This is a genomic window from Zongyangia sp. (genome assembly GCF_965361945.1).
Map to the genome: position 1 here is coordinate 18,715 of NZ_CBDTOK010000070.1, position 26,780 is coordinate 45,494.

Annotated in this window: 29 protein-coding genes; 8 read left to right on the forward strand and 21 right to left on the reverse strand. The window is 49.9% G+C overall.

The window, feature by feature from the left end; translation table 11 throughout:
* Positions 1–101: 101 nt before the first annotated feature.
* The 3 genes from ACZ25G_RS04505 to ACZ25G_RS04515 form a co-directional block, all read right to left on the reverse strand.
* Positions 102–569 carry a hypothetical protein gene (locus tag ACZ25G_RS04505; protein ID WP_463681687.1) on the reverse strand — a complete coding sequence of 156 codons (468 nt, stop codon included), beginning with the start codon at positions 567–569 and terminating at the stop codon, positions 102–104.
* 86 nt (positions 570–655) lie between these two features.
* A complete protein-coding gene (locus tag ACZ25G_RS04510) occupies positions 656–1,762 on the reverse strand; it encodes a hypothetical protein (RefSeq protein ID WP_463681688.1) in 1,107 nt (368 codons plus the stop codon).
* A gap of 247 nt (positions 1,763–2,009) precedes the next feature.
* The gene (locus tag ACZ25G_RS04515) at positions 2,010–2,600 is read right to left on the reverse strand and encodes a uracil-DNA glycosylase (RefSeq protein WP_463681689.1); all 591 of its coding nucleotides are present in this window, start codon (positions 2,598–2,600) and stop codon (positions 2,010–2,012) included.
* Positions 2,601–2,852: 252 nt separating this feature from the next.
* Between ACZ25G_RS04515 and pduL the strand changes: the two genes are divergently transcribed.
* Entirely contained in the window at positions 2,853–3,422 is a 570-nt protein-coding gene (gene pduL, locus ACZ25G_RS04520) for a PduL/EutD family phosphate acyltransferase (protein ID WP_191510482.1), read from the forward strand.
* A 199-nt stretch (positions 3,423–3,621) separates the two neighbouring features.
* Here the strand turns inward: pduL and ACZ25G_RS04525 are convergent, their stop codons facing one another.
* From ACZ25G_RS04525 to ACZ25G_RS04545, 5 genes are all read right to left on the reverse strand, one after another.
* Positions 3,622–4,434, reverse strand: a complete 813-nt coding sequence (locus tag ACZ25G_RS04525; RefSeq protein WP_463681690.1) for a hypothetical protein — start codon at positions 4,432–4,434, stop codon at positions 3,622–3,624.
* Positions 4,428–5,138, reverse strand: a complete 711-nt coding sequence (locus tag ACZ25G_RS04530; RefSeq protein ID WP_463681691.1) for an ABC transporter ATP-binding protein — start codon at positions 5,136–5,138, stop codon at positions 4,428–4,430. The genes ACZ25G_RS04525 and ACZ25G_RS04530 overlap by 7 nt, the downstream gene beginning before the upstream one ends.
* Entirely contained in the window at positions 5,131–5,511 is a 381-nt protein-coding gene (locus tag ACZ25G_RS04535; protein ID WP_191482361.1) for a GntR family transcriptional regulator, read from the reverse strand. Before ACZ25G_RS04535 ends, ACZ25G_RS04530 begins: the two co-directional genes overlap by 8 nt.
* A 138-nt stretch (positions 5,512–5,649) precedes the next feature.
* Positions 5,650–6,015 carry a sigma-70 family RNA polymerase sigma factor gene (locus ACZ25G_RS04540; RefSeq protein ID WP_342680914.1) on the reverse strand — a complete coding sequence of 122 codons (366 nt, stop codon included), beginning with the start codon at positions 6,013–6,015 and terminating at the stop codon, positions 5,650–5,652.
* A gap of 7 nt (positions 6,016–6,022) precedes the next feature.
* Positions 6,023–7,483, reverse strand: coding sequence for a recombinase family protein (locus tag ACZ25G_RS04545; protein ID WP_463681692.1), 1,461 nt, complete (start codon positions 7,481–7,483; stop codon positions 6,023–6,025).
* A 98-nt stretch (positions 7,484–7,581) separates the two neighbouring features.
* Between ACZ25G_RS04545 and ACZ25G_RS04550 the strand changes: the two genes are divergently transcribed.
* Positions 7,582–7,767, forward strand: a complete 186-nt coding sequence (locus ACZ25G_RS04550; protein WP_463681693.1) for a hypothetical protein — start codon at positions 7,582–7,584, stop codon at positions 7,765–7,767.
* A 64-nt stretch (positions 7,768–7,831) separates the two neighbouring features.
* Here ACZ25G_RS04550 and ACZ25G_RS04555 read toward each other — a convergent pair whose 3' ends face one another.
* The 12 genes from ACZ25G_RS04555 to ACZ25G_RS04610 form a co-directional block, all read right to left on the reverse strand.
* A complete protein-coding gene (locus tag ACZ25G_RS04555) occupies positions 7,832–8,749 on the reverse strand; it encodes a SufD family Fe-S cluster assembly protein (protein ID WP_191482357.1) in 918 nt (305 codons plus the stop codon).
* Entirely contained in the window at positions 8,746–9,477 is a 732-nt protein-coding gene (locus ACZ25G_RS04560) for an ATP-binding cassette domain-containing protein (protein WP_191510479.1), read from the reverse strand. The genes ACZ25G_RS04555 and ACZ25G_RS04560 overlap by 4 nt, the downstream gene beginning before the upstream one ends.
* Positions 9,478–9,608: 131 nt before the next feature.
* On the reverse strand, positions 9,609–9,983 hold the full coding sequence (locus ACZ25G_RS04565; RefSeq protein WP_191510478.1) for a sigma-70 family RNA polymerase sigma factor: 375 nt from the start codon (positions 9,981–9,983) through the stop codon (positions 9,609–9,611).
* 276 nt (positions 9,984–10,259) lie between these two features.
* A complete protein-coding gene (gene ybaK, locus ACZ25G_RS04570) occupies positions 10,260–10,748 on the reverse strand; it encodes a Cys-tRNA(Pro) deacylase (RefSeq protein WP_463681694.1) in 489 nt (162 codons plus the stop codon).
* A 33-nt stretch (positions 10,749–10,781) separates the two neighbouring features.
* Complete coding sequence (locus tag ACZ25G_RS04575; protein WP_463681695.1) at positions 10,782–11,684, reverse strand: magnesium transporter CorA family protein; 903 nt, start codon at positions 11,682–11,684, stop codon at positions 10,782–10,784.
* Between the two features lie 110 nt (positions 11,685–11,794).
* Positions 11,795–12,949 (reverse strand): lactaldehyde reductase, encoded by a 1,155-nt coding sequence (gene fucO / locus ACZ25G_RS04580; protein ID WP_191482352.1) that lies wholly within the window; start codon positions 12,947–12,949, stop codon positions 11,795–11,797.
* 131 nt (positions 12,950–13,080) lie between these two features.
* Complete coding sequence (locus tag ACZ25G_RS04585) at positions 13,081–14,367, reverse strand: replication-associated recombination protein A (protein WP_463681696.1); 1,287 nt, start codon at positions 14,365–14,367, stop codon at positions 13,081–13,083.
* An 81-nt stretch (positions 14,368–14,448) separates the two neighbouring features.
* Positions 14,449–15,222, reverse strand: a complete 774-nt coding sequence (locus ACZ25G_RS04590) for an alpha/beta hydrolase (protein WP_463681697.1) — start codon at positions 15,220–15,222, stop codon at positions 14,449–14,451.
* 43 nt (positions 15,223–15,265) lie between these two features.
* Positions 15,266–15,958, reverse strand: a complete 693-nt coding sequence (locus ACZ25G_RS04595; protein WP_342680920.1) for a CAP domain-containing protein — start codon at positions 15,956–15,958, stop codon at positions 15,266–15,268.
* Between the two features lie 83 nt (positions 15,959–16,041).
* Positions 16,042–17,298: a serine hydroxymethyltransferase gene (gene glyA, locus ACZ25G_RS04600; protein WP_191482348.1), complete on the reverse strand. Its 1,257-nt coding sequence runs from the start codon at positions 17,296–17,298 to the stop codon at positions 16,042–16,044.
* A gap of 84 nt (positions 17,299–17,382) precedes the next feature.
* Positions 17,383–17,811 (reverse strand): DUF2752 domain-containing protein, encoded by a 429-nt coding sequence (locus ACZ25G_RS04605; protein ID WP_463681698.1) that lies wholly within the window; start codon positions 17,809–17,811, stop codon positions 17,383–17,385.
* A gap of 56 nt (positions 17,812–17,867) precedes the next feature.
* Positions 17,868–18,992 carry an FtsW/RodA/SpoVE family cell cycle protein gene (locus tag ACZ25G_RS04610; RefSeq protein ID WP_191509776.1) on the reverse strand — a complete coding sequence of 375 codons (1,125 nt, stop codon included), beginning with the start codon at positions 18,990–18,992 and terminating at the stop codon, positions 17,868–17,870.
* A 319-nt stretch (positions 18,993–19,311) separates the two neighbouring features.
* Here ACZ25G_RS04610 and ACZ25G_RS04615 point away from each other — a divergent pair, with 319 nt between their 5' ends.
* The 5 genes from ACZ25G_RS04615 (at position 19,312) to ACZ25G_RS04635 (ending at position 23,840) form a co-directional block, all read left to right on the forward strand.
* Positions 19,312–20,979 (forward strand): formate--tetrahydrofolate ligase, encoded by a 1,668-nt coding sequence (locus ACZ25G_RS04615; RefSeq protein ID WP_342680923.1) that lies wholly within the window; start codon positions 19,312–19,314, stop codon positions 20,977–20,979.
* A 17-nt stretch (positions 20,980–20,996) separates the two neighbouring features.
* On the forward strand, positions 20,997–21,422 hold the full coding sequence (tsaE, locus tag ACZ25G_RS04620; protein WP_191482344.1) for a tRNA (adenosine(37)-N6)-threonylcarbamoyltransferase complex ATPase subunit type 1 TsaE: 426 nt from the start codon (positions 20,997–20,999) through the stop codon (positions 21,420–21,422).
* Entirely contained in the window at positions 21,419–22,141 is a 723-nt protein-coding gene (tsaB, locus tag ACZ25G_RS04625) for a tRNA (adenosine(37)-N6)-threonylcarbamoyltransferase complex dimerization subunit type 1 TsaB (protein WP_191509774.1), read from the forward strand. The genes tsaE and tsaB overlap by 4 nt, the downstream gene beginning before the upstream one ends.
* Before the next feature lie 17 nt (positions 22,142–22,158).
* Positions 22,159–22,791 carry a uracil phosphoribosyltransferase gene (upp, locus tag ACZ25G_RS04630; protein ID WP_191482342.1) on the forward strand — a complete coding sequence of 211 codons (633 nt, stop codon included), beginning with the start codon at positions 22,159–22,161 and terminating at the stop codon, positions 22,789–22,791.
* 182 nt (positions 22,792–22,973) lie between these two features.
* Positions 22,974–23,840, forward strand: coding sequence for a YitT family protein (locus ACZ25G_RS04635; protein ID WP_463681699.1), 867 nt, complete (start codon positions 22,974–22,976; stop codon positions 23,838–23,840).
* 235 nt (positions 23,841–24,075) lie between these two features.
* Here the strand turns inward: ACZ25G_RS04635 and ACZ25G_RS04640 are convergent, their stop codons facing one another.
* A complete protein-coding gene (locus ACZ25G_RS04640) occupies positions 24,076–25,272 on the reverse strand; it encodes a tRNA(Met) cytidine acetate ligase (protein ID WP_191482340.1) in 1,197 nt (398 codons plus the stop codon).
* A 263-nt stretch (positions 25,273–25,535) separates the two neighbouring features.
* Between ACZ25G_RS04640 and ACZ25G_RS04645 the strand changes: the two genes are divergently transcribed.
* Positions 25,536–26,726: an acetate/propionate family kinase gene (locus tag ACZ25G_RS04645; RefSeq protein ID WP_191482339.1), complete on the forward strand. Its 1,191-nt coding sequence runs from the start codon at positions 25,536–25,538 to the stop codon at positions 26,724–26,726.
* The last annotated feature ends 54 nt before the right edge of the window (positions 26,727–26,780 follow it).

The following is a 26,780-nucleotide window of genomic DNA, read 5'->3' on the forward strand; positions in this document are numbered from 1 at the left end:
TCCCCAATTCTCGGGCGGACCTGCTCCTTACCAGGTTCGCCCACTTTCTTTGTCAAAATATGAAAAAGGACAGCTGACAGCTGTCCTTACCAGAGAGATGCTTACATGGATTTTCCCCGGCGGGGGGAATGCGGACCGGGTACAGGCCTCCGGGCCATTGGGCTACAAGAACGGTAGCGGTTTTGCCCCCAATTGTTCCTCGGATTTTCGGGGGAAGGGTGAACCACCTTGTTCATGGTGGAAGCGACACTGAGAAATTGAGAGGTGAGAAACCCCATCTGTTCCAGAAGAATACGGCGTTTGGAGCGATTGGATAGGGTGTTAATGGAATTTTTGAGATGGCCTAGGTTCTCCATAAAGATGGGGATCATGGCGCCTGGTTGTGAGGATGCCAGATGATCTAGGTCAATGCTTTTCAGCTGTCCGGACAGCCCGTTGAGATTGTTCTGGATATGGAGTCGCTTTTGTTGATTGTCGATCTCCGTGACCAATTCGGACATGTGGCGGATGGTTTCCTGCATAGCGGCGATCATCGGAGCAATCAGGGCTTCTATGGAATGTTGGTTCATCAAAAACCTTCCTTTGCCTCAATCTGTGTTATATCTATATGAGAGCAAAGGAAGGTTTATGTTTTTGGGCATAGAAAAAGACGGACTCAACCGCCTTTTTCCGTGATGGATTTTATTTTTGACAAGGTTTCCTCTACCTTGGTGTTGACCTTAGCGTAATCCATGCTGGAGATATAATACCTTTCAATATCATCGTGGATATTTTTGGCCTCTACCAATAGCCGAATGGCCTCATCCAGCATTTCACGGGCCGCCTTGCGGTTGAAACTGATGCGCTGTTTTCGAATTTTCAGCTTGGTCATGTCGGTGAAGCGTTTGGCGTGAATGCGGCGGTAGGGCTCCAACTCCACATTAGTATATCGGTTGGTGGTGATAAAGGCCATGCCGATGGTGGGAATCATCAGATGCTCCAGTTTTTCATAGGGAGAGAGGGGGCAGTAACAAGAGATAATATCCAGTTTGGCGGATAGGGCACTGCTGCGAAGAGCGTGGAGCAGCAAACGGGAGGCAGCACCCCATTCATCGTCAATTAGATAGATGCGGTCGCACATGGTTTTTACAGAATCGGTATATGTAATTAGCCCCTGGGGAGTGATGGTGCTGAGAAAACGGACAGCTTCTGTACCGTGATCTACATCGGTGGCACGAAATTCTTTGGCTGCCAGTCGCCGGGCATAGCGCGCGATTTTCTCCGGGTCGGTACATTCCACCGCAATGCGGTAGGTATCATAGATCAGGGAGGAAGCTGCGGTGAGAAAACGGCAGCAACGGTCGTGGCAGGCGGAGTTCTTAGCGCATAAGTCCACAATCTCCCTCCGATCCCGCTGCAAACGGTCCTCATCCCAGCAGTCGGTGAGATTGACGACCGACTCAAACGCGCCGGGATATTTGGGCTCAATGACATGGGGAGGAGTTCCGTCGGCGATGGATATCTTAAACTTGTTGCTAATAACACCGTCGAGGGAATCGGGATCCGAGGAACAGTGGATTTGTTCCACCAGCGGATCGCCTGCTTCCTGCAGCGCCTGGGCCACCTTTTTCATCAGGCTGGATTTCCCAGTACCGGGACCACCTTTGATGACAAATTTGTGCCAGCCATCCAGAGGGGTGCCTAGCTGGTCAAAACGGGAAACAAAACCTTGAGGTGTATTGGACCCCAAGAAAAAATGGACAAAGCTGCCGCCGTCTTTCATAGTCAAAACCACCTTTTCTCCGCACAGACTGCGCTTGTGTATGCCCGGCATCCGCCTGGCCGCCGTCCCCATGCTGTACGGGAGATGAGAACGGCCTGAAATCGCTGTTTTCTATGTCGAAATCTATACAACACCATGCTATTCAGTTCAAGGCGTTTTTGACACTGGAAGAAGGTGGCTTAGGCGTATTTTCTTCAAAAGGGACAAAGATGGAAGAGACCCTATTTCAAAGGCGGCGGAAAGGAGCTTATTTTCCTGTTTCGTCCCCATAGGTATGCTCGCAAATTTCCCTGACTTTTTCTCGGAGCCCAAAGAAATCCTCCATGGCAGCGGGTTTGCTGGAAGGGTTTCGCAGCAGTGCCGCCGGGTGGTAAGTTCCCATCATTTGAACGCCGCTTTTTTCGAACCAGACGCCGTGCTCCTTGGTCACTTTAAAGTCAGGCTTAATCAGCTTTTGGGCGGCAATACGCCCTAAGCATACGATAATCTTAGGACGCAGTAGCTGAACCTGGTTTCTCAGATAGCCAATACAGGCCTCTTGTTCTTCAGGAAGTGGATCCCGATTTTGTGGAGGACGGCATTTGACGATATTGGCAATATAAATATTCTGCTTTCGGGAAAGGTCTACGGCGAAAAGCATCTTGTCAAGCAGCTGCCCGCCCCGGCCCACAAAGGGCTCGCCGGTAAGATCCTCCTGTTCGCCAGGACCCTCGCCAATCAACATAACTTCGGCCTTGGGAACCCCCACGCCGAAAACAACATGGGTGCGGGTCTCAGAAAGCCCGCATTGTTTGCACTGGAGACAGTGCTCCCGCAGCAGTTGCAGGTCGTTTATCATCGTACTTTCTCCTTTGGCTTTTTGTATTAGTATACCATAACCAAAACAGGAGAAAAATGGGTTGTTAAAATATTGTCAATTGTTGCATTGTGATGTCAAAAAAAGTACAATAAATACGGAAGACAAGCCGTATGAAGGCATGAAGCCGGCAGAGAGCGGCAGGTAAATGCTGCGTACCTATGCTGCCGGAGCATGATGTTCCGGCCAAGGGGATAGAGAAAAATAGCGGCTTGTGTAATGGAGGAATGTACAATGAAAATTTTGGTTGAAACTTCTGCCCGCCACATCCATGTGACACAGCAGGATCTGGAGACACTGTTTGGCCCTGGCGCCGAGCTGTCAGTGAAAAAATATCTCTCCCAGCCCGGACAGTTTGCCACCAACGAGCGCCTGACATTGGTTGGACCGAAAAAATCTATGCCCAATGTGTCTATTCTGGGTCCGGTTCGTACGGCAACACAGATTGAGATTTCTCTCACTGATGCACGTTCCCTGGGTTTGGTTGCGCCGATTCGAGAGTCCGGCGACGTTGAGGGTTCTGCTCCCTGTAAGCTGATTGGGCCTTGTGGTGAGGTTGAGGTAAAGCAAGGTGTGATCGTTGCAAAACGCCATATCCATACCACACCGGAAGATGCGGAAAAATTGGGCGTAAAAGACAAGGAGATCGTCAGCGTAAAGGTGGATACACCGGAAAGAAGCCTGACTTTTGGTGATGTAGTGGTTCGGGTCAGCCCGAAATTTGCTACCGCTATGCACATTGACACCGACGAATCCAACGCTGCAGGTTGCTCTGGTGAGGTCTATGGCGAGATTGTCAAATAGATTAGGTTAAGAGAAAAGGCGCGGCTTTTTGCCGCGCCTTTCTTTCATGGATATAAGAAGCGACATAGATAGGGAAAAGAATGTAGTATAGTTTGCTTTTCGTCTCCTTGACTGAATTTTCTTGTTTTTATAGAAAAATAGAGAGAAAAGAAAAATCCCCACGGCATTCAAACTGCCGTGGGGATTTTTTACATGGGGCTTATTCCAGCTCCATGTGACGAGAAAGAAGGTAAGTGGTGAGAAAGTATTTAGCCACTGCAAATATAACAGCCAAGAGCAAGAAAACACCAATGGCCAGATTGATGTAGCCCACATATTCCGGAACCATTTCCGTAGGAACGCCGTTAGAAAATCGTTGGCCGATGTCCTCAACCCAGCCGGTGCTGGCATAGGCGATGAGCCAGAGAATCCGGCTTTCAACAATGGCGAAAACAAACAAGGTACCGATACCCGCCAAGACCTTCCACCTGCGGCAGAAGGGGAGATGGGCCACTGCGGAAGCACTGTAGAGGGACAAGACCATACCAAAGATGGAAGCCAGACCGCATCCGATGAGAAGGATGATGGTCAAAATAACATTATTTTCCCACCATGCTTTGAGAAGATCCATGACTTGGGGCAGAAGAATCTCCTGGGTGAAGATGCCGCCATGGATTTGCAGCAGCAGAAGGAAGGAAAGGACCATGACAATGATGGTGATCAGGCACCAGATGACCGAGACGAAGAGCCGGGCCAGTACCTGCTGATGGACGGTAGCGGGAAGGGTCATATTGAGATAGCCCTCCCGGCCATAAACCCGTTTGTTAAAGGCGCCAAGTATGCTCATGAGCATGATGACAATGGCGGCGACGATAACGGCAAAGACGCAGATGGAAGCAATATATCCTACTACTTCTAGCTGGGGCAGGTCGACCATCCAGGTGAGAAGGGTGCTGATTATGAGGGCGCAGTAAATCCCTAAAAACTCACGGTAGGTGGATTTAAACTCATATTTCATCAATCTACCTAGCATTTGAATACCTCCCTAAAGAGCTGATCCACTGATTTATGGGTTTTCTCCCGCAGGGCATCGATTTCATCGCAAAGCATGACCTGCCCCTGTTTCAGGAAGATGACGGTGTCAAAAATACGCTCTACATCGCTGATCAGATGGGTAGAGATGATGACGGAGCTATCTTCACTGTAGTTTTTCAGCACCGTATCCAGGATGAAATCCCTAGCGGCAGGGTCAACGCCGCCCAGAGGCTCGTCGAGAATGTATAAGTGGGCATCTCTGGACATCACCAGGCAAAGCTGGAACTTGTCGATCATACCCTTGGACATGGATTTAATCTTCTGCTCGGAATTCAGCCCCAGGCGCTCTAGCATCTGGAAGGATTTCGAGGCGTTAAAATCCCGATACATATCGCTGAAAAGATAGATGGCGTCTTTGGCCCGCATCCAATCGGCAAAATAGTTCCGATCAGGCAGATAGGAGACCAGTGCTTTGGTGGAAGCGCCAATGGTCTGACCGTCAATCTGAACATCGCCCCGATAATTGGTGATGAGCCCGGTCAATATTTTGATGAGTGTGGTTTTGCCGCTGCCGTTAGGTCCCAGAAGGCCGATGATTTGTCCTTTGGGCAGGGTCAGATTTACATCTTTGAGGGCGGCAAAGGAACCGTAATTTTTGGATAGATTTTTGATGGTTGCCGCTGGCATATTCTTGTCATTCATTCTCCTCGTCCTCCTTTTCTAATCTTTCTTCTAGTTTTTCCAGCAGCTGCTGTTTGGTAAAACCTAAGTTCCGCATCTGCTGAATAAAGCTTTCAATCTGCGCTCCGGCAAGCTCTGTTCTGGTCATTTCAATCAACTCCCCGTCATTGGTAATGAATCTGCCCGCTGTGCGTTCGCTGTAGACCAAGCCATCCCGTTCCAGCTCAGAGAGGGCCCGTTGGGCCGTGTTGGGATTCACCGCATAGGTTTGCGCCAGATCCCGAACGGACGGCAGTCGCTGTCCCGGCAAAAGCTCGCCGGAGACAATTCGCCGCTTGATACTTTCAATCAGCTGCAAATAGATCGGTATATTTGGATTAAAGGTTTCCGTCAAAAGAATGACCTCCTTTCCCTTTATGTATTATTGTATTAAGCATCTAATACAATAATACAATGTTTTAGGGATTTGTCAAGGCCTTTTTCAAAAAAAAATACCGGCAGTGGGTGAACACTGCCGGCAGGAAACAGGAAATTATCCCAAACTGTCAAGAATTTCTTTTCCGAAGCGCTTTTTGAGGATGGAAACGGCTTTTTTTTCGATCCGGCTGACATAGGAGCGGGAGATCCCCAGCTTTTTTGCAACCTCCCGCTGGGTCAGAGGGATTCTATTGCATAGGCCATATCTCATAACGATGATCTGCTTTTCTCTCTCATCCAGGGATTCGCCGATATACCTATAAAGCTTTTCGGATTTTAGCTTTAAATCAATGCTGTCGAATACACTGGCGTCATCGGAGACAATATCCATGAGGGTCAGGCTGTTGCCGTCCTTGTCGGTATCAATGGGATCGCTGATGTAGACATCCTGAGCGGATTTCTTTAGGTTGCGAAAGTGCATCAGGATTTCATTTGCTATCCTCTCTTTGAGGGAACAGGGAGGGAAATAGCTGAAGGCATTGGCCATCCCAAAGAATCTGGTCAAACAAATCCATGATTAGCTCTTTTTTTTCTTCGATGGATAGTGAAGCAAGACAACCTTCCAGAGAGAGCAGAGCGGCAGGGGAAGGGCAAGGCTGCAAATCGCGGGTACTGGGTGAGACAGATGTTTGAGAGGAAATTGTGCGCTGGTATTGCCGCAAACACTGTAAGAGTGTGGGGACATCCGCTTTCGTTGTAATGACCGCCTTCCATACAGCGGCGTCCAGGAGAAGCCCAGTGCCGTTTTTACACGGGCACCCAGAGATACCTTCCCGTTCTTTCCGCCGGCAAAGGTAGTAGAAGACAGCCTGGCCTTCCGAAGTATACCGGCCGGTTTTTTTGGCGCGGAGAAGGGTACCGCAGTGCCCGCAGGTAACAATTCCGGACAGGAGAGGCGGAGGAGAAGGGGAAGAAGCATTGCCGCGGGGAGCATGGGCGAGCAGACGCTGGACCTTGACCCAATCTTTGCCTGCAATGAGGGCGGGGTGCTGTCCGGGGGCAACAATCCAGTCTCGGGGCGGACGAATTTGATGAGGACAGCCTTTGACTTGCAGAGTTTTATTGTATACCATCAGGCCATTTTCACCATCATAGAAGGCGGATTCTCCCCATATCCGAGCGCCTAAACTGGAAAAGTAGCGGAAGGTATCTTCATCAGCGGCAGCATAGACAGGATTGGTCAATATCTGGCGCAGGGCAAACCGGCGCAGTGGCTTTCCATTTTTGCTCTGTATCTTATCAAGGCGCATTTTATCTTCCAACTGGGTCAAGCTCTTGCAGGAAAGATATCCCCTATAGACGGCTTTCACAATATCCAGTTGGCTGTCTATCGGCACCAGACGGTAGAATTTACGATTTTTGCCATCCTTGCCTTGGTGTTCCACCATTTGGGAGGAAAATCCGGTAGGGGGGATGCCTCCTAGCCAGCGCCCGGATTTGGCTAGCTCCAGCATATTATCCCGGATGCGTTCGGCAATGGTCTCCCGCTCCAGCTGGGAGAAGACAGATGCAATATACATCATGGCGCGGCCCAGAGGGGAAGAGGTGTCAAACTGTTCCTTGATGGATACAAAAGAAATGGAGAGACGGCTCAGCTCCTCAATTAGACGAGCAAAATCCCCGATGTTGCGGCTGACCCGATCCAGCCGGTAGCAAACAATGGTGGTAAATTTGTGCCTTCTCGCGTCCTCCATCATAGCGAGGAATTGAGGCCGCCTGGTATTTCTACCGGAAAAACCCTCGTCCTCGTAGATCAAGAGATCCTGTGGGTCTACCTCCAAGTGAAGACGGCAGTATTGACGGCACATTTCCACCTGATTTTCCACACTGTCCCCCTGTCCGGTAAATTTGGATTTTCTTGAATAGATGGCCACCGCCGGCCGGCCCATCCAATCGCCCCCTTTCCCCTTATGTTATGCATCATGGCTTGGACGGCATGCGCAGGAGAACAAGCGCATAGAATCAAAAGGGAGGGGAGAGGATCATTGTGGAAGTAAAAGTAAAGATTCTGGGGCAGGAAAAGGGGGAAGAAAATCTAAGTAAGTCATTGGCCCGCTGGCACGGAAAAATCATCCTGAAAAGGATAGAAAAAGCGGAGCTGACCCGAACAGAGAAAATGGATTTGCTCCAGGAGATGATCGATCTGCTAGAAAAAAAGCCACCGTTAGAATAACACTCATTTCAGCCTAAAAAGAAAAGCCCTGCTTTTGCAGGGCTTTCTCGCTTAAGGTTATGTTTTATTTTAGGAATCCTTCAATGATTTTAGCTTCGGCTTCCTGTTCTGTCAGGCCAAGGGTCATGAGCTTGGTGATCTGCTCTCCTGCGATCTTGCCGATAGCAGCTTCATGAATCAGAGCAGCGTCCACATGGTTGGCGGTCAGCTCTGGGATGGCGCTGACCACGCCGTTGTCCATGATGATGGCGTCGCACTCAGAATGACCGGTACAAGCACAGTTGCCATAGATCCGGGAACGGAAGACCTGATGAGATTTACCTCTGGCTACCGACCGGGAGATCAGGTCCACGCCGGAACCGTCTCCGTTGAGCTCCACCTCAAAATCGGTCTCGGCGGTCTGGTCGCCATGGGTCATGATCTTTTCCTTAATGACCAGACGGCTGTCAGCGTCAAGTTTTGCCCGGGTGACACGGCGGGTGGAATCCACCCCCTTGATCTGGACAGTGTCCATCTCCATGACGGCACCTTCGGCCAGTTCAGCATAGGTCTGGGGATTGATGATCCGTTTGCCAGTGCCCTCGCCAATGCCGATATGTTTTTCCAGATAGCGCACATGGGCCCCTTTTTGAAGGAAAAAGCGGTGAATGCCGTTATGCTGGGAAGCTTCTTCCCCTTCGGTATGGACGCCGCATCCCGCCACAATGGTGACATCAGCGTTTTCCCCTACATAGAAATCGTTATAGACCAGATCATCCACATTGCTGTGGGTGATGCAGGCGGGGATATAGACATTTTCATCGTGAGTTCCGGGCTTGATGAGAATATCAATCCCCGGCTTGCCCAGTTTGGATTTGATCTCAATGTTTTCGGTGGATTGGCGGCCGGCACAGCCGCTGTCTTCCCGGATATTGTAAGCGCCGTTGGGCTTATCAAACAGATCGGAAACCAGCCCAAGGAGTTCTTTGGTAATCGTATTCATACAGTTTGCGCCTCCTCCTGTTTGGGGCAGAATTGGCATCTGCTGTCCCCGGAAAGCAGGGTGGGAAGAATCTCATCCCGCGGTCCGTGGGCGGTGATTTCGCCGTCAGCCAGGACGACGATTTCATCAGCGATGTTGAGAATCCGCTCCTGATGGGAAATAATGATGATGGAGCCTTGAATTTCTCGACGGAGCTTTTTAAAGACGTCGATGAGGTTGTTAAAGCTCCACAAATCGATGCCGGCTTCTGGTTCATCGAAGATGGTAAGACGGGTTTTGCGGGCCATCACCATGGCAATTTCGATCCGCTTGATTTCGCCGCCGGAGAGGCTGTCGTTGATCTCACGGTCAATATAATCCTTGGCGCACAGCCCTACATCCCGTAGGTAGTTGCACAGCTGCTCTTCGCTGAGTTTTCCGCCAGCGGCCAGCTCAATAATATCCCGCACCGTAATCCCTTTAAAGCGGACCGGCTGCTGGAAAGCGAAACTAATACCGGCCTTTGCCCGCTCGGTAATATCCATTTGGGTGATATCTTTTCCATCAAAAAGGATACTGCCGGAGGAGGGCTGATAGATGCCGGCAATCACCTTGGCAAGGGTGGATTTTCCACCGCCGTTGGGACCGGTGATAACGATGAACTGACCGTCTTTAACGGTTAAATTCACATTCTTGAGGATTTCTTTTTCCCCAGGAATATCCATGGAAATATTTTTCAGTTCCAGCATTTTTGATTTCTCCTATTTTTGGTTGTATGGGATGAATTTGACGAACATGTGAATATCTTGTGTTTTTATTATACCACGAAAATACAAAAATCAAGATAGTTTGTCTTTTTTTTAACGGTTTGTACACAATTTTAGTATACAAAGGACAAAATACGTGGAATTGGGAGGATAGCTTTTTCTATACAACGTGCCGCATAGGTGGCAAAGCGGGTTCCCTTGGTATAGTCAAAGGTAGAGACTGCCTTAATGAGTCCAATGGTGCCGATAGAAATCAGGTCATCCTGATCCTTGTAGTTGGCGTAGTACTTTTTGATAATGTGGGCAACCAGCCGCAGATTGTGTTCAATGAGCTGATTGCGTGCCTCGGTATCTCCCTGTTTGATTCGCTCAAGGCATTGCTGTTCCTCCTTGGCGGAAAGAGGCTTGGGAAAGGTACCATTGCCGGTGATATGTAAGGCAAAATAAAGAAGGTTGCACAAAGCGAAACAAATCAGGAAAGAATACATAAAACTACCCCATTTCTATTGCTTGATGGTGAAAAAGAACGGATTTCCTTGTATGGGGAAAACAAATGCAACAAGGGCCATAAAGTAACATATGTGCGGACGAAGAATTTTGTGCGTGTCCCGGAAGAAGGAGAAAATTCAGGGGTAAAGCAAAGATAAAAAGCCGGAAATCGCTTGAAAAGGCAAAAAGAAACAGGACGGTATCTGCCGTCCTGTTCAGTCGAATCGCGAAAATTTTTATCTGACTATTATCCGCTCAATAATAACAACCCCAGATCAATCTAAGGCTGACACCGTAATATCAGCTGTCTGTGCCTGGGTCAGGGAGAGAAGGTCCTCCACCCCAAGCTCAATTTGATAGCCGATTTTCCCCCCGCTGACGATGATGGTGGAAAGATTTTGGCAGGAGGCGTCAATCACGGTGGGATAGGCCCTTTTCATCCCAATGGGGGAGCAGCCCCCCCGAATATAGCCGGTGACCTGTAGGAGATCCTTGACATGGATCATCTCCACCGATTTTTCACCAACTGCCCTGGCAGCGGCTTTCAGATTGAGTTCCTTTGCCACAGGAATCACAAAAACATAATAATTGCGCCCGGATCCCTTGGTTACCAAAGTTTTGTAGACCTGCTCTAAGGGCTGGCCCATTTTTTCAGCCACGGCAATGCCATCAATCTTTCCGTCGCTGTGGTCATAGGTGTATTCCTGATGTGGAATATGGGCTTTATCCAAAATTCGCATGACATTGGTTTTATTGCCTGCCAAAGAAATTCCTCCCATTCTTGTTGGTTATTTTGATTATAACCACTTATTTTTTTTGAATAGAATGATACAAGAAATGATAATGATTCCACTCACGCCGATGACAATGGGATAACCTAACATCCAGTGATATTCCGGCATGTCAAAATTCATGCCGTACCATCCGGCAACTAAACTGAGCGGAGAAAAAATAGCGGTAATCACGGTGAAGAGCTTCATGAGGCTATTGAGATTAATATCTACTTGGGCTTGATAAGCTTCTCTAACTTGGGTGACATAGTCCCGCAAATTGCATACATTGGCATCTAAGCGGTCAACCCGTCCCGAAAGAATATGGACAAAACGCAGGTCACGCTTGTCAAGCAGTCCATTGAGATTTTCTTCCATAACGTCAAAGAGGCTGGCAAGCTGTTCGTAATAACGACGAAGTTTCATCAGCTTTTTACGCAACAAAACAATTTCCTTGATACAACTTTGTTTCTTTGAAGTAATAAGCGCCTCTTCTAAATCAGAGATTTCCTGCTCTAAATCTTCCAATTGAGAAAAATCTTCTCTTGTCAGCCGGTCAAAAAAAGTAAGCAATAACTTTTGCACAGATGCAGTTTCTGTTGGAGCTTCATCTAAAATATTATCTAAGAGAGGATTATCATCGCTTGCAAAAACCAAAAAATGAGGAGCAAAATAGATAATTGTGCGATTCATGGGTGCGGTTAGATCAGAAAAATCAGGGACGTTTAGGCAAAAGTAGTCAAAACCATTATGGCTCTCTAACTTAGAAGGACCGCTTTTAGCGTATTCCTGAATAATACGATCAGGAATACCAAGATGGCTACCATAAACCGTTAATTCTTTTAATGTGAGCCGATAAAGGATGTCACCGTTTTGTTGTGGGGAAGGCGGGAAAGCGTCCGCGTCTTTCGCGGTAAAATAGGAAATCATAATGACATCATTCCTTTCAGCCTTATATTGTAGCACGGTAGCTTATCCAGAACAAGTCAATAAAAAGGAGCCTTTGACCTCGGTCAAAGGCTCCTTTAATTTGGTTGCAATTAGAAAGCAGTTCTATAGATTTCAGCAATTTCTTCCACAGAGGTGGGACGGGGATTACCAGGAGTGCAGCCGTCAGCCAAAGCGGCCTCTGACAGGCGAGGAATATCCTCTTCCTTCACACCGATTTCGTGGAGAGTCTGGGGAATGCCCACATCTTTGGAGAGCTGGATGACCGCGTCGATGGCAGCTTGACGATATTCATCCTGGCTCATCTCGTCAACGCCCTGGACACCCATGACACGGGCGATTTCACGGAATTTTTCTCCGGTATAAGGAGCATTATACTTCATGACATAGGGCAGAAGTACGGCGTTGGCAATACCATGAGGAGTGTCATAAACACCGCCCAGCTGATGGGCCATGGAGTGAACAATACCCAGTCCGCAGTTGGAGAAAGCCATGCCAGTCATATACTGGCCGATGGACATGTCAAAGCGGCCGTCAGGATCATTTTCAACAGCCTTGCGCAGGCTTCTGGCGATCAGCTCAATGGCTTTCAGGTTGAGGGTATCGGTCAGCTCCCAAGCGCCGTTGGCAGTATAACCTTCGATGGCATGGGTCAAAGCATCCATACCGGTGTTGGCAGTCAAAGACTTGGGCATGGAGGACATCATCTCAGCATCAACAATGGCCACCACTGGAATATCATGAGGATCGACACAGGGGAATTTTACCTGACGCTCCTCATCGGTGATAACGTAGTTCATGGTCACCTCTGCCGCAGTACCAGCGGTGGTGGGGATGGCAATGATGGGAACGGATTTATTCTTGGTGGGGGAGACACCGGCCAAGCTCTTTACATCGGCAAACTCCGGGTTATTGATGATGATACCGATCGCCTTAGCGGTATCCATAGAAGAACCGCCGCCGATGGCAACGATAAAGTCGGCACCGCTCTTTTTATAAGCTTCCACACCGTTTTGTACGTTTGCAACAGTGGGATTTTGTTTAATATCGCTGTAAATTTCATAGGGGAAGTTTTCTTTGTCCATCAAAGCGGTAACCTTCTGGGTAACACCGAACTTGATCAGGTCTTTATCGGAGCAAACAAACGCCTTCTGAAAGCCCCTGGATTTGATTTCATCCGGAAGCACAGAGATGGCGCCTGGTCCGAAGTGGGAGGTTTCGTTAAGAATCATCCTGTAAATTGCCATGATTGCACTCTCCTTTTTGTTGTAAGATAACTTGAAATAATAGTTTCATTATACTACAAAACCTGTCTGCTTCCTAGGCATATATTGTGAAATTTCAGCCCAAATTTTTGACAAAAATGAAACGGAAAGTTCTATTTGGAGGGATCTTTCTCCCCCTCGCCTTTGATGGCCTGCCAGTACCGGAAAGAGGCCTGCTCAGTTTTATTGTCCCCAAAGACATAGTAATGCTTGTCCTTGATGGGGTCGGGAAGGTACTGCTGGTCAAACCAGTGGTTTTTCCTCTCATGGGGATAGACGTAGCCAATAGCCCGTCCCATTTTCTGGGCACCGGAATAATGTCCATCTTTGAGATAAGCGGGAATTTCCCCAACGCCGCCCTGTTTAATATCGGACATGGCAGCGTCGATGGCCATCATGGCGGAGTTGGATTTGGGTGCGGTGGCCAGAAGAATGACCGCTTCTGACAGAGGAATCCGGGCTTCAGGGAGACCCAGCTGGAGAGCGGCATCCACGCAGGCTTTTACGATAGCAATGGCCTGGGGATAGGCAAGCCCTATATCCTCAGCAGCGGTAACCAGCATCCGGCGGCAGGGAGAGAGCAGGTCCCCTGCATTGAGCAGCCGGGCTAAGTAGTGGACGGCAGCGTCCGGATCAGAGCCTCGGATCGACTTCTGAAAAGCAGAAAGGATGTCATAGTGTTCATCAGCATCTCGGTCGTAGCGCATAGAACTGCGCTGGGAGATGGCTTTGGCGTCCTCTAAAGTGACTTTTCGTATTCCGTCCTCCTCCCGAGCGGAGAGAACGCACAGCTCCACGGCGTTGATGGATTTTCGCACATCTCCACCGCAGGATAGGCTGATGTGCTCCACCACCCCAGCCTCGATGTCAAGGCTCATAGAACGTTCTTGCTCCAGAAAAGAAAAAGCTCTGCGGATGGCATTCTCTACATCCAGGGGGGTCACAGGCTTAAATTCAAAGACGGTAGAACGGGATAGGATAGCGTTATAAACATAGAAATAGGGGTTTTCAGTGGTGGAGGAGATCAAGGTGATGGAACCATTTTCAATAAATTCCAGCAGGGTCTGCTGCTGCTTTTTATTTAGATACTGGATCTCATCTAAATAAAGCAGAATACCGTTTAACCCCTCCAATGTGCCGGTTTGGGCCACAATATCCTTGATGTCGGCGGTGGAAGCGGTGGTGCCGTTGAGCTTATAGAGCTTTTTTCCCGCGCTTTGGGCGATGATACGGGCCACGGTGGTTTTGCCTACGCCGGAAGGCCCGTAAAAGATCATGTTGGGGATTTCCCCCGACTCCACGATACGCCGGAGCACCGCGCCTTTTGCAACCAGATGCTGTTGGCCCACCACCTCATCCAAGTTTTTGGGACGCATCCGGTCCGCCAGAGGTGCGCTCATAGTTTTCTCTCCTCTCCCTGGGGATGATAGAAAGAAACGGGAATCCTGCGGATCCCCGTTTCTGGAAGTTTTTTTCTCAAATTAGCCGTTGGGAAGCAGGTATTTGAGGGCTTTGTCAATGGACTGATCCCAGAAATCCCAGCCGTGCACGCCGGGCCACTCCTCATAGTGGTAGTTGATGCCGAGCTCCTCCATCTTCCTTCTAAACTCTACATTGTAGGGATAGAGGAAGTCCTCCGTACCGCAGCTGGCGTAGATGGGGATCTCCTTGGCCTGGGGCAGTTTGGCATAGTTTTCTGCAATGGCATACAGGTCGTCTTCGGGACCGACCTCCACCTTTTCGCCGAATACACCGGTGATATCGGGATAGGGGAAGAGCTTCCGGCTTTCCTCGTTGAGCATGGAATGCTTCAGATCCACAGCAGAAGAAAATGCTGCCGCGCCGCCATAATTTTCCGGGTTGCGCATGAGCATCTTCAGCGCGCCGTAGCCGCCCATGGAGCAGCCTGCAATAAAGGTATCTTTGGGATCGGCAGAGATGCCGAACATGGCCTTCATCAGACGGGGCAATTCCTCAGAAATAAAGGTATAATAGGGCAGACCATACTTCATATCGGTATAGAAGCTGCGCTGAACCGAAGGCATGACAACACAAAGCTCATACTCCCGGGTATAGCGTTCCAACGCTGTGTAGCGGGACCACTCCAAAAAGTTGCCGGAAAGACCGTGGAGCAGGTAGAGCACCCGAATAGGTTTTCCGGGACGTTTACGGATGCGGTCATGGGGAAGGATGATGGCAAGGTCGGTATCCATATGCATCACTTCAGATTTGATGCAGCCTTTTAAAAATGCCATAGAAAGACCTCCTTTTCTTTATCAGGGAGCATAAAGCGCCCGATTATCCATAGTAATCGATGATATCGCCCTCGTATTCCACATGGTACTCCATGTCGCCTGAACCACCAGGCTGGCCAAAGTGAAGAACACCATACATGATGCCATTTTTGATGTAGACGGCAGCACCCATATCGCTCATATAGTTAGCTGTCATGGAGGAATAGTGCCCGGCGCTGGATTTCCACATATTAAACAGCTGCTGGGCGGTCATGGTGTCGGTTTCAGCGATATTCTCCGCGAAATAGAGGAAATTGTAGCCTGCGGCCAAAGCAGCGGTTTCACCGGTGGTGCCATTGGGCCTGGTGTGTGAAAAGAGGCTGGACAGCTCCACACAGCGGGTATAAGCACTTTGACAGAGGGCAGCGCTGTAGTTATAAGCGGGAAGCCCCAAGCTGGCCCGCTCATTGTTGACCAGAGTGAACAACTGGGAAACAATGTCCGAATCACTGGAAGCAGCCGCTGCAGTAGACGGAGGGGCGGTGGTGGTTGTCTGAGGCGGCGCTGTTGTGGTTGTGGTCGTGGTCACGGTGGTCGTAGTCGTAGTGGTTACTGGTGTAGTCGTGGTCGTGATCGGTTTGGAAGTAGTGGTCACCGGCGTGGTGACATCGGAAGAAGACTCTTCCTGTTGGCCGCAGCCTGAAAAAAGCAGGCAAAGGCCAAGACACAGAGAAACAATGCGAACGGGAAACTTCATAGATTACCTCCAACCGCCCACTGGGGCAAAATCATCTCAATCAAGGGATACTTACCACAGCCCATTTTGCATGAATAGGCTATTTATTCATAGAGAGGATACTTAGCGCACAGGCCTTCCACCGTCTTGCGGATGTTATCAGCCTGGTTCTCAAAGTCGGTAGCAGCCAGATAGATCATGTCGGCGATGACCTTCATGTCTTCCTCCTTGAGGCCGCGGCTGGTAACGGCAGGAGTGCCGATACGGACGCCGCTGGTAACAAAGGGACTCTGGGGATCGTTGGGCACCGCATTCTTGTTGACGGTGATATACACTTCGTCCAGACGATGCTCTAACTCTTTGCCGGTGATATTCATGTTTTGCAGGTCCACCAGCATCAAATGGTTGTCGGTAGAACCAGAAACCAGATGGAAGCCATGCTCAATCAGTCCATCTGCCAGAGCACGGGCATTGCGCACGACCTGTTGCTGATAGGCTTTGAATTCTGGCTTTAAGGCTTCGCCGAAGCACACAGCTTTAGAGGCGATGATGTGCATGAGGGGACCGCCCTGGAGTCCGGGAAAGATGGCCTTATTGATCTTCTTGGCAAGCTCTTCATCATTGGTGAGGATGAGGCCGCCGCGGGGGCCGCGCAGGGTTTTATGGGTGGTCGTGGTGGTCACGTCAGCATAGGGCACAGGGGACTGATGGAGTCCGGCGGCCACCAGGCCAGCGATATGGGCCATATCCACCATCAAATAAGCGCCGCATTCCTTAGCGATCTGGCTGAAGCGCTCAAAGTCAATAAAGCGAGGATAAGCGCTGGCACCTGCCACGATCAATTTGGGCCGATGCTCCAAAGCCAGGCGGCGGACTTCTTCGTAATCGATCATCTGGGTTTCCGGAGAAACGCCATAGGAAACAAATTTATAATATTTACCGGAGATATTAACAGGAGAACCATGGGTCAGATGGCCACCATCAGCTAGGCTCATGCCTAGTACAGTGTCACCGGGGTTTAACAGGGCGAAATAGACAGCCTCATTGGCCTGGGCGCCAGAATGGGGCTGCACATTGGCAAATTTTGCGCCAAAAAGTTTGCAGGCCCGATCAATGGCAATGCGCTCCACATCGTCTACATAGACACAGCCGCCATAATACCGTTTACCAGGATAACCCTCTGCGTATTTGTTGGTGAGCACGCTGCCCATAGCGGCCATGACAGCCGGGGAAACAATATTTTCTGAAGCGATCAGCTCCAGGTTGCGGCGCTGACGCATCAGCTCGTTAGACATCGCTTTTCCTACTTCCGGATCGGAAGCAGAGACAAACCCGATGGTATCCATCATATTGTTGTACATGTTTTCTCTCCTCTCATTCTTCGAAGCTCGGTCTTGTTTCATTATAGTATGCTTTTTCCGCGATTTCAACAGATTCCGGGAGAATCAGCCGGAAAAGGCGACAAAAATACGAGGGATTAGTGCAGAGGAATCAAAGGACATGGGCGGGATATCGGGGAAATAAAGGGCCATCCGCAGTGCATAAATGAGGATAAAAACCGTAGCGAAGAAAATCCAGATCTGCTTTTTACGAAAGAGATAGGTGCGCCCCCACAAAAGGCAAAAAAAGAATCCGGCAGCATAAATGGCCACTAAATAAACACAAGGATTGGCCTTCCAAGCGCGGGCAAAATCCAGATGGAGAAGATGATATGCTCCGCGGGTAACACCGCATCCAGGACAAGGGATGCCAGTGACAGCATAGAAAGGGCACCGGTAGAAGGAGGGCAGGATCAACAGGAGAATGGCTGCCGCTATGATGATGAGCAGCGCTGTTAAAAGACGCCGGGGAAGGGGCTGGCTGTCGATCTTCATAATTTTCTCCTTTCCAGCAAATGAGAAACTCCCCCATCATGGGGGAGCAGATAGTGTCAATCAAAGAGCATGGGCTTATTATGAACCCTTACACTAAGTGCCATGCCAATGGCCATATAGGTGATGAGCACCGAGGTGCCGCCATTACTGAAAAAGGGCAAAGTGACGCCGATGACCGGAAGGATGTTAAGGCACATGCCGATATTCAGAATGCATTGGAAAGCGATCATGGCGAAGACCCCCACACAAATAAAGGAGCCTAAATCGTCCTTGGAATAGCGGGAAATACGCAATAGCCGGACACAGACACCGGTGAGGATGAGGATAGCCGCGATACATCCAAGAAAGCCCAGGGCTTCACCCAAAAAGGCGAAGATAAAGTCGTTGTGCATTTCGGGAATCTGGCGGTACTCGTCTGCAAAAAGCCCCTTGCCGGTGAGCTGGCCTGAGCCGATGGAAATGCGCCCTACATACTGCTGCCAACCAATATTTTTAATATAATCGGGATTATCTGGATTAAACAGATAGAGGATGCGCAGCTTCTGATCATTGTTTAAGACAAAAAACCAAGCAACAGGGGCAGCGACCAAAACAGCGCCAAAGGCTGCCGCAATATATTTCCAGGAAAGGCCGGCGGCAAACATCATAGAAATAAAGATAAATATAAAGATGAGAGCGGTTCCGTCGTCACCCTGCAAATGGATGAGAAAAGCGGGAATTGCCCCATGGATACACAAAAGGATAACATTGCGCAGGCTATTGATCTGAGGCCGTACAAGGGAAAGATGATAGGAAAAGGTCAAAATAAAAGAAAGCTTTAGCAACTCTGAGGGTTGGAAGCTCATGCCGAACGGCAGCTGGATCCAGGCAATGTCATCGGCGCCTTCCCGTCCGGTACCGATGAAGAAGACAAGAAAAACCAGGGCCAAAGCAATAGGAGCGTGGACCTTCCACATTTTGGCCATAAAGTGATAGTCGATTTTTGATATAATGACAGCGGCAATGAGACCAGCCCCTGTGGCCAGGGTTTGGACCAGCATCCCCCGTAATGTACCATAAAACGCATTATTGTAAGAAGCTAGCAATAAAAGCCCCATACAGGAGGCCATCATACAAAAAAGAAGCAGGAGCTTGTCCGTGCTTTTTATATAATCGCCGATTGCGGCGAGAATTTTTTTCATTGGCTTCACCTGCCTAGAAACATTGTAACCGATCTAGAGGAAAAATTTATGGATAAGATATGAATTTACAATCTTCTCCACATATTTTATAAATAAACACTGGAATCGTTAAAGTAAGTCTTATTATAGCGCCCATCAAAGCCAAGTGCAATAAATCTGAGAAACAATCATGGGAATGAATCTTTTCGGAAAAGGGTTCTTATGGTATAATGATAACCAAATTACACTGTGGAAATTGTCCGGCTATATTCTGTGGGAAGAAAAAAGAAAGTGATGCCGGGCAAGAAAGTTAAAAAGCAAGCAGAAAGAGGTGGGGAGTATGCTATCTGATATCGAGATTGCACAGGCGTGCAAGATGCAGACCATTGACAAAATCGCGGAAAAGCTGGGTCTTCATGAGGAAGAATTGGAGCCTTACGGAAGGTATAAAGCTAAAATTTCCGACGATGCCCTTTCACGTTTTTCAAAACGGCCTGATGGAAAGCTGGTTTTGGTGACCGCCATCAACCCAACCCCTGCGGGAGAGGGGAAAACGACCACCACGGTAGGATTGGGACAGGCCATGGAGAAAATCGGGAAAAAAGCGGTGATTGCCCTGCGGGAACCCTCCCTGGGTCCGGTGTTCGGCATCAAGGGAGGAGCTGCCGGCGGCGGTTATGCTCAGGTGGTGCCCATGGAGGACATCAACCTCCATTTTACCGGGGATATGCACGCTATTACGGCGGCCAACAATCTCCTGTGCGCCATCATTGACAATCACATGCAGCAGGGCAACGAGCTGGGCATTGATCCCCGCCGGATCTTATTTAAACGCTGTATGGATATGAATGACCGGGCGTTGCGCAATTGCATTGTGGGACTGGGGGGAAAGGTTAACGGCGTTCCCCGTGAAGATCATTTCCAGATTACGGTGGCCAGCGAGATCATGGCCATTTTATGCCTTGCCACCGACCTTGCCGATCTCAAGGAGAGGCTGGGCAACATCCTCGTGGCCTATAGTTATGATGGTACTCCGGTATACGCCAGACAGCTGCAGGTTGCCGGTTCCATGGCGGCGCTGTTAAAGGACGCGCTGAAACCCAACCTGGTACAGACGCTGGAGAATACACCGGCCCTCATGCACGGCGGCCCCTTTGCCAACATCGCTCATGGCTGCAATTCTATCAGAGCGACCAAACTGGCCCTAAAGCTGGCGGATTACTGTATTACCGAGGCGGGCTTCGGCTCCGACCTGGGCGCGGAGAAGTTTTTGGATATCAAGTGCCGTTACGGCGGTCTGACACCTGCCTGTATTGTCATTGTCGCTACCATGCGGGCGCTAAAATATAACGCTGGCGTTCCCAAGGCAGAGACCTCCATCCCGAATCCAGAAGCTCTTCGTAAGGGCATGGTCAATCTGGAAGCCCATGTGGCCAACATGAAGAGCTATGGAGTGCCGGTTGTGGTTGCCATCAATCGGTTCCTCACCGATTCTGACGAGGAGATTGCCATACTCTCTGATTTCTGCGAGAAAAATGGGGTGGAATTTGCCCTTTCCGAAGTCTTTGCCAAAGGCGGTGAAGGCGGCATTGCCCTGGCGGAAAAGGTGGTAGCTGCCTGCGAGAAGGAGAATCATTTCCACTTCCTTTACGATACGAATCTGCCCATTAAGGAAAAAATTGAGTCCATTGCTAAGAATATCTACGGCGCAGATGGCGTGAATTATACGGCCCAGGCGGAAAAAAACATCAAAGAAATTGAGAGCTTGGGTTTTGCCGGCCTTCCGATCTGCGTAGCCAAGACCCAGTACTCCCTGTCCGATGACCCGGCAAAACTAGGCCGTCCTACGGGATTTTCTATCACCGTCAGGGAAGCAAGGGTGTCCGCAGGAGCGGGATTTATCGTAGTGCTGACTGGGGATATTATGACCATGCCAGGCCTTCCCAAAGCACCGGCGGCCTGTAAAATTGATATTTCCCCAGAGGGGAACATTTCTGGACTTTTCTAAGAGAAAGGCATTTTGCTATGAAACAGTTGATTTCCCACAGCTCTGAAGAGACGGAGCGGATTGCCGAGCAATTCGCCAAAAAGCTCCGTCCCGGGGACGTCGTTGCCTATGAGGGGGGACTGGGCGCGGGTAAGACCGCGTTTACCCGGGGCCTTGCACAAGGTTTAGGCATCAGGGAAGAGGTATCCAGCCCTACATTTGCCCTTGTCAACGAGTACCGAGGGGAACACACCCTCTACCACTTTGACATGTACCGGGTGGAGACATATGATGACCTGTACTCCACAGGATTCTTTGACTATTTAGATGGGGAAGGGATTCTGGCCATCGAGTGGAGTGAAAATATCTATGGCGCCTTACCGGAAGGCACCATCACTGTATCCATCCGGACAATAGGGGAGAACGACCGGGAAATTACCATCGAAGGAGACGACCGCTTTTGAAGATACTAGCCATTGAATCATCGGCCGGCAGCGCCAGCGCCGCCATTGTGGAAGAGGAAAAGGTCCTGGGGGAGTTTTTTACCAACACTCGGTTGACCCACTCCCAAACCTTGATGCCTATGGTGGAGTCTTTGCTCCGGTGTACCGCCATCTCCCTGGATGATATTGACGCTTTCGCCGCTGCAGTAGGACCTGGTTCCTTTACAGGGCTTCGCATCGGTGTGGCTGCCGTCAAGGGCTTGGCAAGAGCAAAGGAAAAACCCTGCATCCCGGTGTCTACCTTAGAGGCTATGGCCTACCATGTTCCGCTGTGGGACGGCGTTGTCTGCGGAGTGATGGACGCCCGGTGCAAGCAGGTGTACACGGCCCTTTTTGCTGTGGAAAACCAGCAGATCAAACGTTTGACGCCGGATGAGGCCATCTCTTTGGAAGAGCTGAAAGGCAGGCTGGCAGCGGTGAAAAAAAAGGTGATTTTGGTTGGAGACGGGGCCCAGCTGTGCTATAATGAATGTAAGGATCTTCCTGGCGTCTGCCTTGCCAGCCCCCAGATGAGGTTCCAGAGGGCTGCCGGGGTAGGAATGCGTGCCTTGGAGCTTGCCCAGGAAGGGCGTAAGGTTACGCCCCAGGAGCTTTCTGTCACCTATCTGCGCCTGCCCCAGGCGGAGCGGGAGCTGAAGAAGAAACAGGCGGCGGGACAAAATAAATCATGCCAGGAATAGGGTAGAGGAGGATAAAAATGAGCGTAAAACCACTCATCATGGACCATCCATTAATTCAGCACAAAATTTCACTGCTCAGGGATAAAAACACCGGATCCAAGGAGTTCCGGGAGATGATTGCCGAGATCACCATGTTGATGTGCTACGAGGCAACACGGGATCTGCCTACAAAAGAAGTAGAGATAGAGACCCCCATTGCCATTGCCAAGACCAAGGTGCTGGCGGGGAGAAAGCTTGCCTTTGTTCCTATCCTGCGGGCAGGCATCGGCATGGTAGACGGCGCATTGGAGCTGGTGCCGGCGGCCAAGGTAGGCCACATTGGCCTTTATCGTGATCCAGAGACCCATAAACCGGTGGAATACTATTGCAAGCTGCCGGCGGATATCGGGGAACGGGAGGTCATTGTTATTGATCCCATGCTTGCCACCGGAGGTTCTGCTGTGGATGCGATTCAGATGATTAAGCGTCGCGGTGCCAAGAATATCAAATTTATGTGCATTATTGCGGCACCAGAAGGACTTGCCGCCCTTACTGAGGCACATCCTGACGTACAGATTTACTGCGGGGCCCTGGATGACCATCTCAACGAAAACAAATACATTGTTCCAGGCCTGGGAGATGCGGGTGACCGCATTTTCGGCACAAAATAAATGACAAACACAAAAAAGCCGGTGGATTTATCCACCGGCTTTTTTGTGTTTTTTCACTTTTTTGTTGTAAAATAACGACGTTAGGCGTATTCTAATTAAAGATAAGATTGTCTGTTATTGGAGGACACATAAGGGTATTTGTGGAGATTTGAAAGACTATTTTCTGCTGTAGGTGAATGACTATGAAAATCAAAGAAAAATGGAAACAAGAGATTCTGCGCTACCTGGCTATGCTGGTAGGATGTTTTTTCTACGCCCTATGCCTAGATCTATTTTTGGTACCCAACCACATTGTGGGGGGAGGCGTTACAGGAATTGCCACCCTGGGCAATATTCTTTTTCAGTGGAATGTGGGTATTGTCTCTATTCTCCTTAATATTCCCATTTTGCTGTTGGGACTAAAAACCCAGGGCCTCCCCTTTATCATCCGCTGTTTTATCACCAATACCATGCTGGGTATTTTTACCGATCTGCTGGCCTTTTTACCCTCGATCACCTATAATCCTTTGCTGGCGGCCATGTACGGCGGTCTGGCCCAGGGAATTGCCATCGGACTTTTCGTCCGATTTTCCATGTCCAGCGGCGGAACGGAACTGCTGGGCCGGGTTATCCACCATGGATTGCCCCAGATCGGCATTCCGGCCTGGATTGCCATTTTAGACGGTATGATCGTCCTTACCGGTGCTATTGTGATGAAAAATCCGGAAAATGTCCTTTACGCGTTGATCTTAATTTTTATCAGCACCAAGGTGAGCGACATGGTCCTCACCGGACTCAACCGGGCAAAACTGTGCTACATCATCACAGAGCATCCGGAGGAGGTGTCCCGCTGCCTGCTTGCCAACAGCCCCCGAGGTGTTACCAACCTGACGGGAAAGGGAATGTACTCAGGAACACCCCGAGGGGTCCTGCTTACCTGTGTCAAAAGCCACCAGCTCACCGAGATGAAAAGATTGGTACGTTCGGTGGATGAGGCGGCCTTTGTCATTGTGAGCGAGACTACGGAGGTTCGGGGAAAAGGTTTCGAAAGCATGGACGCGGATATTTGAAAAGCGGCGGGGGAAATTTTTCCCGCCGCTTTTGGATGATCTGTATGATAACATGGCAGAGGTGGTCAGTTTCGATCTGTTTTGGATGCGGGCGAAAATCTAGGACAAAGCAAAAGGCCCGGAGCGCGAAGTGGCTCTAGGCCTGTGCCGGTGGACAAAACGAAGAGAGTCGAATCTTTACAGTAATCTTTGAAGTGCTAGATTTTTTTGATAATGCAGATAAATCCAATACTCCCTACAGAATCGCTGCGTTTTCGGTATAGTCTGTGCCACACTGCCGCCGAAGCGGCAAACAGAGATTGTACAAATCATCCGCTGTGGCTTCCAGTCTGGCGAATCGGGCCGCCTGGGGGGAGCTTTCTCTTAGTTTGGCCAGGGAGGTGGAGAGAGGCAGGGCACAGGTTTTCCGGGCAGCAGCCAGAATTTCCTTACCCTTCCCATTCATCCCCAACACCCGGAGATAAGGTGGCGGGATTTTGCCATCTTCCCTTGTCAGCCCCGCCAATGCAGATAATACGATCCGCCGGATACGGGCATGGGAATAGCGTTTGGTTTTTACGAGGCTGTAAAGACCGTCCAGAGTAGTCGCGACGCGGACGGCCTGCTCAATCCGATATTCTAACCCTTCCGAAATGTCGGGAAGCCGGGCCAGCTCCTCTGTCGACATCCGGCGCAGCTGGCCTAGGGTGAGAAGCTCTGCGGCCTCTTGGGAGATGGGCATGAGACCGTTTTTTAGCGCCTGCTGGTAGAGAGAGAAGGCTTTTTCTGGAACAAAGCCTACCAGAGCGCTAACTTCCCCTTGGGAAAGGAAACCGCGCAGATAGGAGGCGCTGGCAAAAGAGCCGGAAGGATGCTTGCTGTCATGTTCGGCCCCGGCTCGCAGCGGGGAAACAGGACGCATTTTACTGTTTTGAGAGAGCAACTGCTTGCAGTATTCTATCCCCAGGATGTTATTGGGCTGCGAGAGAAGAGAGGCGGTTTCCAATCCAGCTAAATCCGCTACCGCTTTCTGCCTGGCAGAGGCAAAGGACAGCCCCTGGGCCAGGTGTTTGGACAGAGCTTTTCCAAATTCAGGAGATAGGAGGAGTTGGGCGCAGGCTGAGAGAGAAGCTGCATTTCCACACTCACTGCCAAAGGCCAGGGTATCCACACAGCCCAAAGCGGAGAGGGAAGCTACTCCACCGCAGGCAAAAATTTCAGCGGTGGCAAGGGCATAAGGGAGGGGCAGCTCCAAAACAAGGTCCACGCCACAGAGCAGGGCTGCCCGTGTACGGACCATCTTTTCTAATACAGCACACTCTCCCCGTTGGACAAAGTTGCCGCTCATAATGGCGACAACATGGGTGTATCCCGACTCCCGCAAGGTATGGCAGAGGTAGGCATGGCCATTGTGGAAGGGGTGAAATTCCGCAATGACAGCGGCAACTTTCATCTGAGAGGCCTCCTTATGTCCCTGTAGGGATGAAAAATGTAAAAGAAACGGATAAATCCCGAAAAAAACGGGGGAAACTGCATATTTATTCTTGTATTTTTGAACTTAATGTAATAATATATAAATATATGAGCCTGTGTCAAGAATGGCGGTGATTTTACCGCCGTTTCTTCATTTGGCAAGGGCGTTCCGGTGAGCCCGGAGTGAGTCTTGGAAGAAAGCCGGAATTTGCCGGCGCAAAATATGGAGGTTAGGATTACGTTATGAAGATTCTGGTTATCAATGCGGGCAGCTCATCGCTGAAATATCAGCTGATTGATATGGACGGCGAGCATGTGCTGGCAAAGGGCAACTGTGAGAGAATCGGTGTGGATGGACTGATTACCCATACCACCGCTGATGGCAAAAAAATCAAGATTGAGCGGGCATTTCCCTCCCATAAAGAGGCATTCCTGGCAGTCATTGAAATGTTGACCACCGGTGAGGGCAAGGTCATCAACGACATGAAGGAAATTTCCGCCATTGGCCATCGTGTTCTCCACGGCAGCGAGGTCTACAAGGTATCCACCAAGATTACCGATAAGGTAATTGAAGATATTGCGGCCTTTAAAGACCTGGGTCCTCTTCACAATCCGCCTCAAGCTGTTGCTATGAAGGCATGTCAGGATGTATTCGGCAAAGATACTCCCATGGTGGCCGTATTTGATACCTCTTTCCATCAGACCATGCCGGAAAAGGCATATATCTTCGGCATTCCCTATGAATACTATGAGAAATATCACATCCGCCGTTATGGTTTCCATGGCACCAGCCATCGCTATGTGAGCATGCGCTATGGCCAGATCAAAGGCAAGGTAGAAGGCACCAAAATTGTCACCTGTCATCTGGGCAATGGCTCTTCCATCACCGCCATCAAGGATGGAAAATGTATGGATACCTCCATGGGCTTTACCCCTCTGGATGGCATCATCATGGGCACCCGCTCCGGCGGTGTAGATCCTTCTGTGCTGACCTTCATTGCAGAAAAAGAGAACATCAGTCCTTCGGAAATGAGCGATTTGCTCAATAAGAAATCCGGCTTCCTGGGTATTTCTGGACTTTCTTCCGACGCCAGAGACCTTGTCAATGCTTCCCATGAGGGCAACCATCGGGCAAAACTGGCCTGTGACATTGTCCGCTATCAGATTAAGAAGTTCATCGGTGCTTACGCGGCGGCGATGGGCGGCCTGGATGCGGTTATCTTCACCGGCGGCATCGGAGAAAATTCCGGCGAGCTGAGAGAGGAAGTCTGCGAGGGCCTGGAGTTTCTGGGTATCGAGCTGGACAAAGAGCTCAACGCGAAGACCCGCGGCGAGGAGAAACTGATTTCTACCGGCAAAACCGAGGTCTGGATCATCCCCACCAACGAGGAGCTGCTGATTGCTCGGGACACGAAAGAAATTATTGAAAAATAAGAGACGAAAGAGCGGGGGCGCTGAGGCGCTCCCCTTTTTGTCTGTATGGAGAAA

Coding starts and splice junctions, on each gene's coding strand:
- upp (WP_191482342.1), top strand. CDS start 22,159: ATGAGCGTAAAACCACTCATCATGGACCATCCATTAATTCAGCACAAA.
- ACZ25G_RS04510 (WP_463681688.1), bottom strand. CDS start 1,762: ATGAAAGACGGCGGCAGCTTTGTCCATTTTTTCTTGGGGTCCAATACA.
- ACZ25G_RS04545 (WP_463681692.1), bottom strand. CDS start 7,483: ATGGGCCGGCCGGCGGTGGCCATCTATTCAAGAAAATCCAAATTTACC.
- ACZ25G_RS04595 (WP_342680920.1), bottom strand. CDS start 15,958: ATGAAGTTTCCCGTTCGCATTGTTTCTCTGTGTCTTGGCCTTTGCCTG.
- ACZ25G_RS04505 (WP_463681687.1), bottom strand. CDS start 569: ATGAACCAACATTCCATAGAAGCCCTGATTGCTCCGATGATCGCCGCT.
- ACZ25G_RS04640 (WP_191482340.1), bottom strand. CDS start 25,272: ATGAAAGTTGCCGCTGTCATTGCGGAATTTCACCCCTTCCACAATGGC.
- glyA (WP_191482348.1), bottom strand. CDS start 17,298: ATGTACAACAATATGATGGATACCATCGGGTTTGTCTCTGCTTCCGAT.
- ACZ25G_RS04515 (WP_463681689.1), bottom strand. CDS start 2,600: ATGATAAACGACCTGCAACTGCTGCGGGAGCACTGTCTCCAGTGCAAA.
- ACZ25G_RS04540 (WP_342680914.1), bottom strand. CDS start 6,015: ATGCACTTTCGCAACCTAAAGAAATCCGCTCAGGATGTCTACATCAGC.
- ACZ25G_RS04555 (WP_191482357.1), bottom strand. CDS start 8,749: ATGAATACGATTACCAAAGAACTCCTTGGGCTGGTTTCCGATCTGTTT.
- ACZ25G_RS04525 (WP_463681690.1), bottom strand. CDS start 4,434: ATGCTAGGTAGATTGATGAAATATGAGTTTAAATCCACCTACCGTGAG.
- ACZ25G_RS04585 (WP_463681696.1), bottom strand. CDS start 14,367: ATGAGCGCACCTCTGGCGGACCGGATGCGTCCCAAAAACTTGGATGAG.
- fucO (WP_191482352.1), bottom strand. CDS start 12,949: ATGGCAATTTACAGGATGATTCTTAACGAAACCTCCCACTTCGGACCA.
- ACZ25G_RS04615 (WP_342680923.1), top strand. CDS start 19,312: ATGCTATCTGATATCGAGATTGCACAGGCGTGCAAGATGCAGACCATT.
- ACZ25G_RS04565 (WP_191510478.1), bottom strand. CDS start 9,983: ATGTATTCTTTCCTGATTTGTTTCGCTTTGTGCAACCTTCTTTATTTT.
- pduL (WP_191510482.1), top strand. CDS start 2,853: ATGAAAATTTTGGTTGAAACTTCTGCCCGCCACATCCATGTGACACAG.
- ACZ25G_RS04560 (WP_191510479.1), bottom strand. CDS start 9,477: ATGCTGGAACTGAAAAATATTTCCATGGATATTCCTGGGGAAAAAGAA.
- ACZ25G_RS04605 (WP_463681698.1), bottom strand. CDS start 17,811: ATGAAGATCGACAGCCAGCCCCTTCCCCGGCGTCTTTTAACAGCGCTG.
- tsaE (WP_191482344.1), top strand. CDS start 20,997: ATGAAACAGTTGATTTCCCACAGCTCTGAAGAGACGGAGCGGATTGCC.
- ACZ25G_RS04610 (WP_191509776.1), bottom strand. CDS start 18,992: ATGAAAAAAATTCTCGCCGCAATCGGCGATTATATAAAAAGCACGGAC.
- ACZ25G_RS04530 (WP_463681691.1), bottom strand. CDS start 5,138: ATGAATGACAAGAATATGCCAGCGGCAACCATCAAAAATCTATCCAAA.
- ACZ25G_RS04645 (WP_191482339.1), top strand. CDS start 25,536: ATGAAGATTCTGGTTATCAATGCGGGCAGCTCATCGCTGAAATATCAG.
- ACZ25G_RS04635 (WP_463681699.1), top strand. CDS start 22,974: ATGAAAATCAAAGAAAAATGGAAACAAGAGATTCTGCGCTACCTGGCT.
- ACZ25G_RS04575 (WP_463681695.1), bottom strand. CDS start 11,684: ATGATTTCCTATTTTACCGCGAAAGACGCGGACGCTTTCCCGCCTTCC.
- ACZ25G_RS04590 (WP_463681697.1), bottom strand. CDS start 15,222: ATGGCATTTTTAAAAGGCTGCATCAAATCTGAAGTGATGCATATGGAT.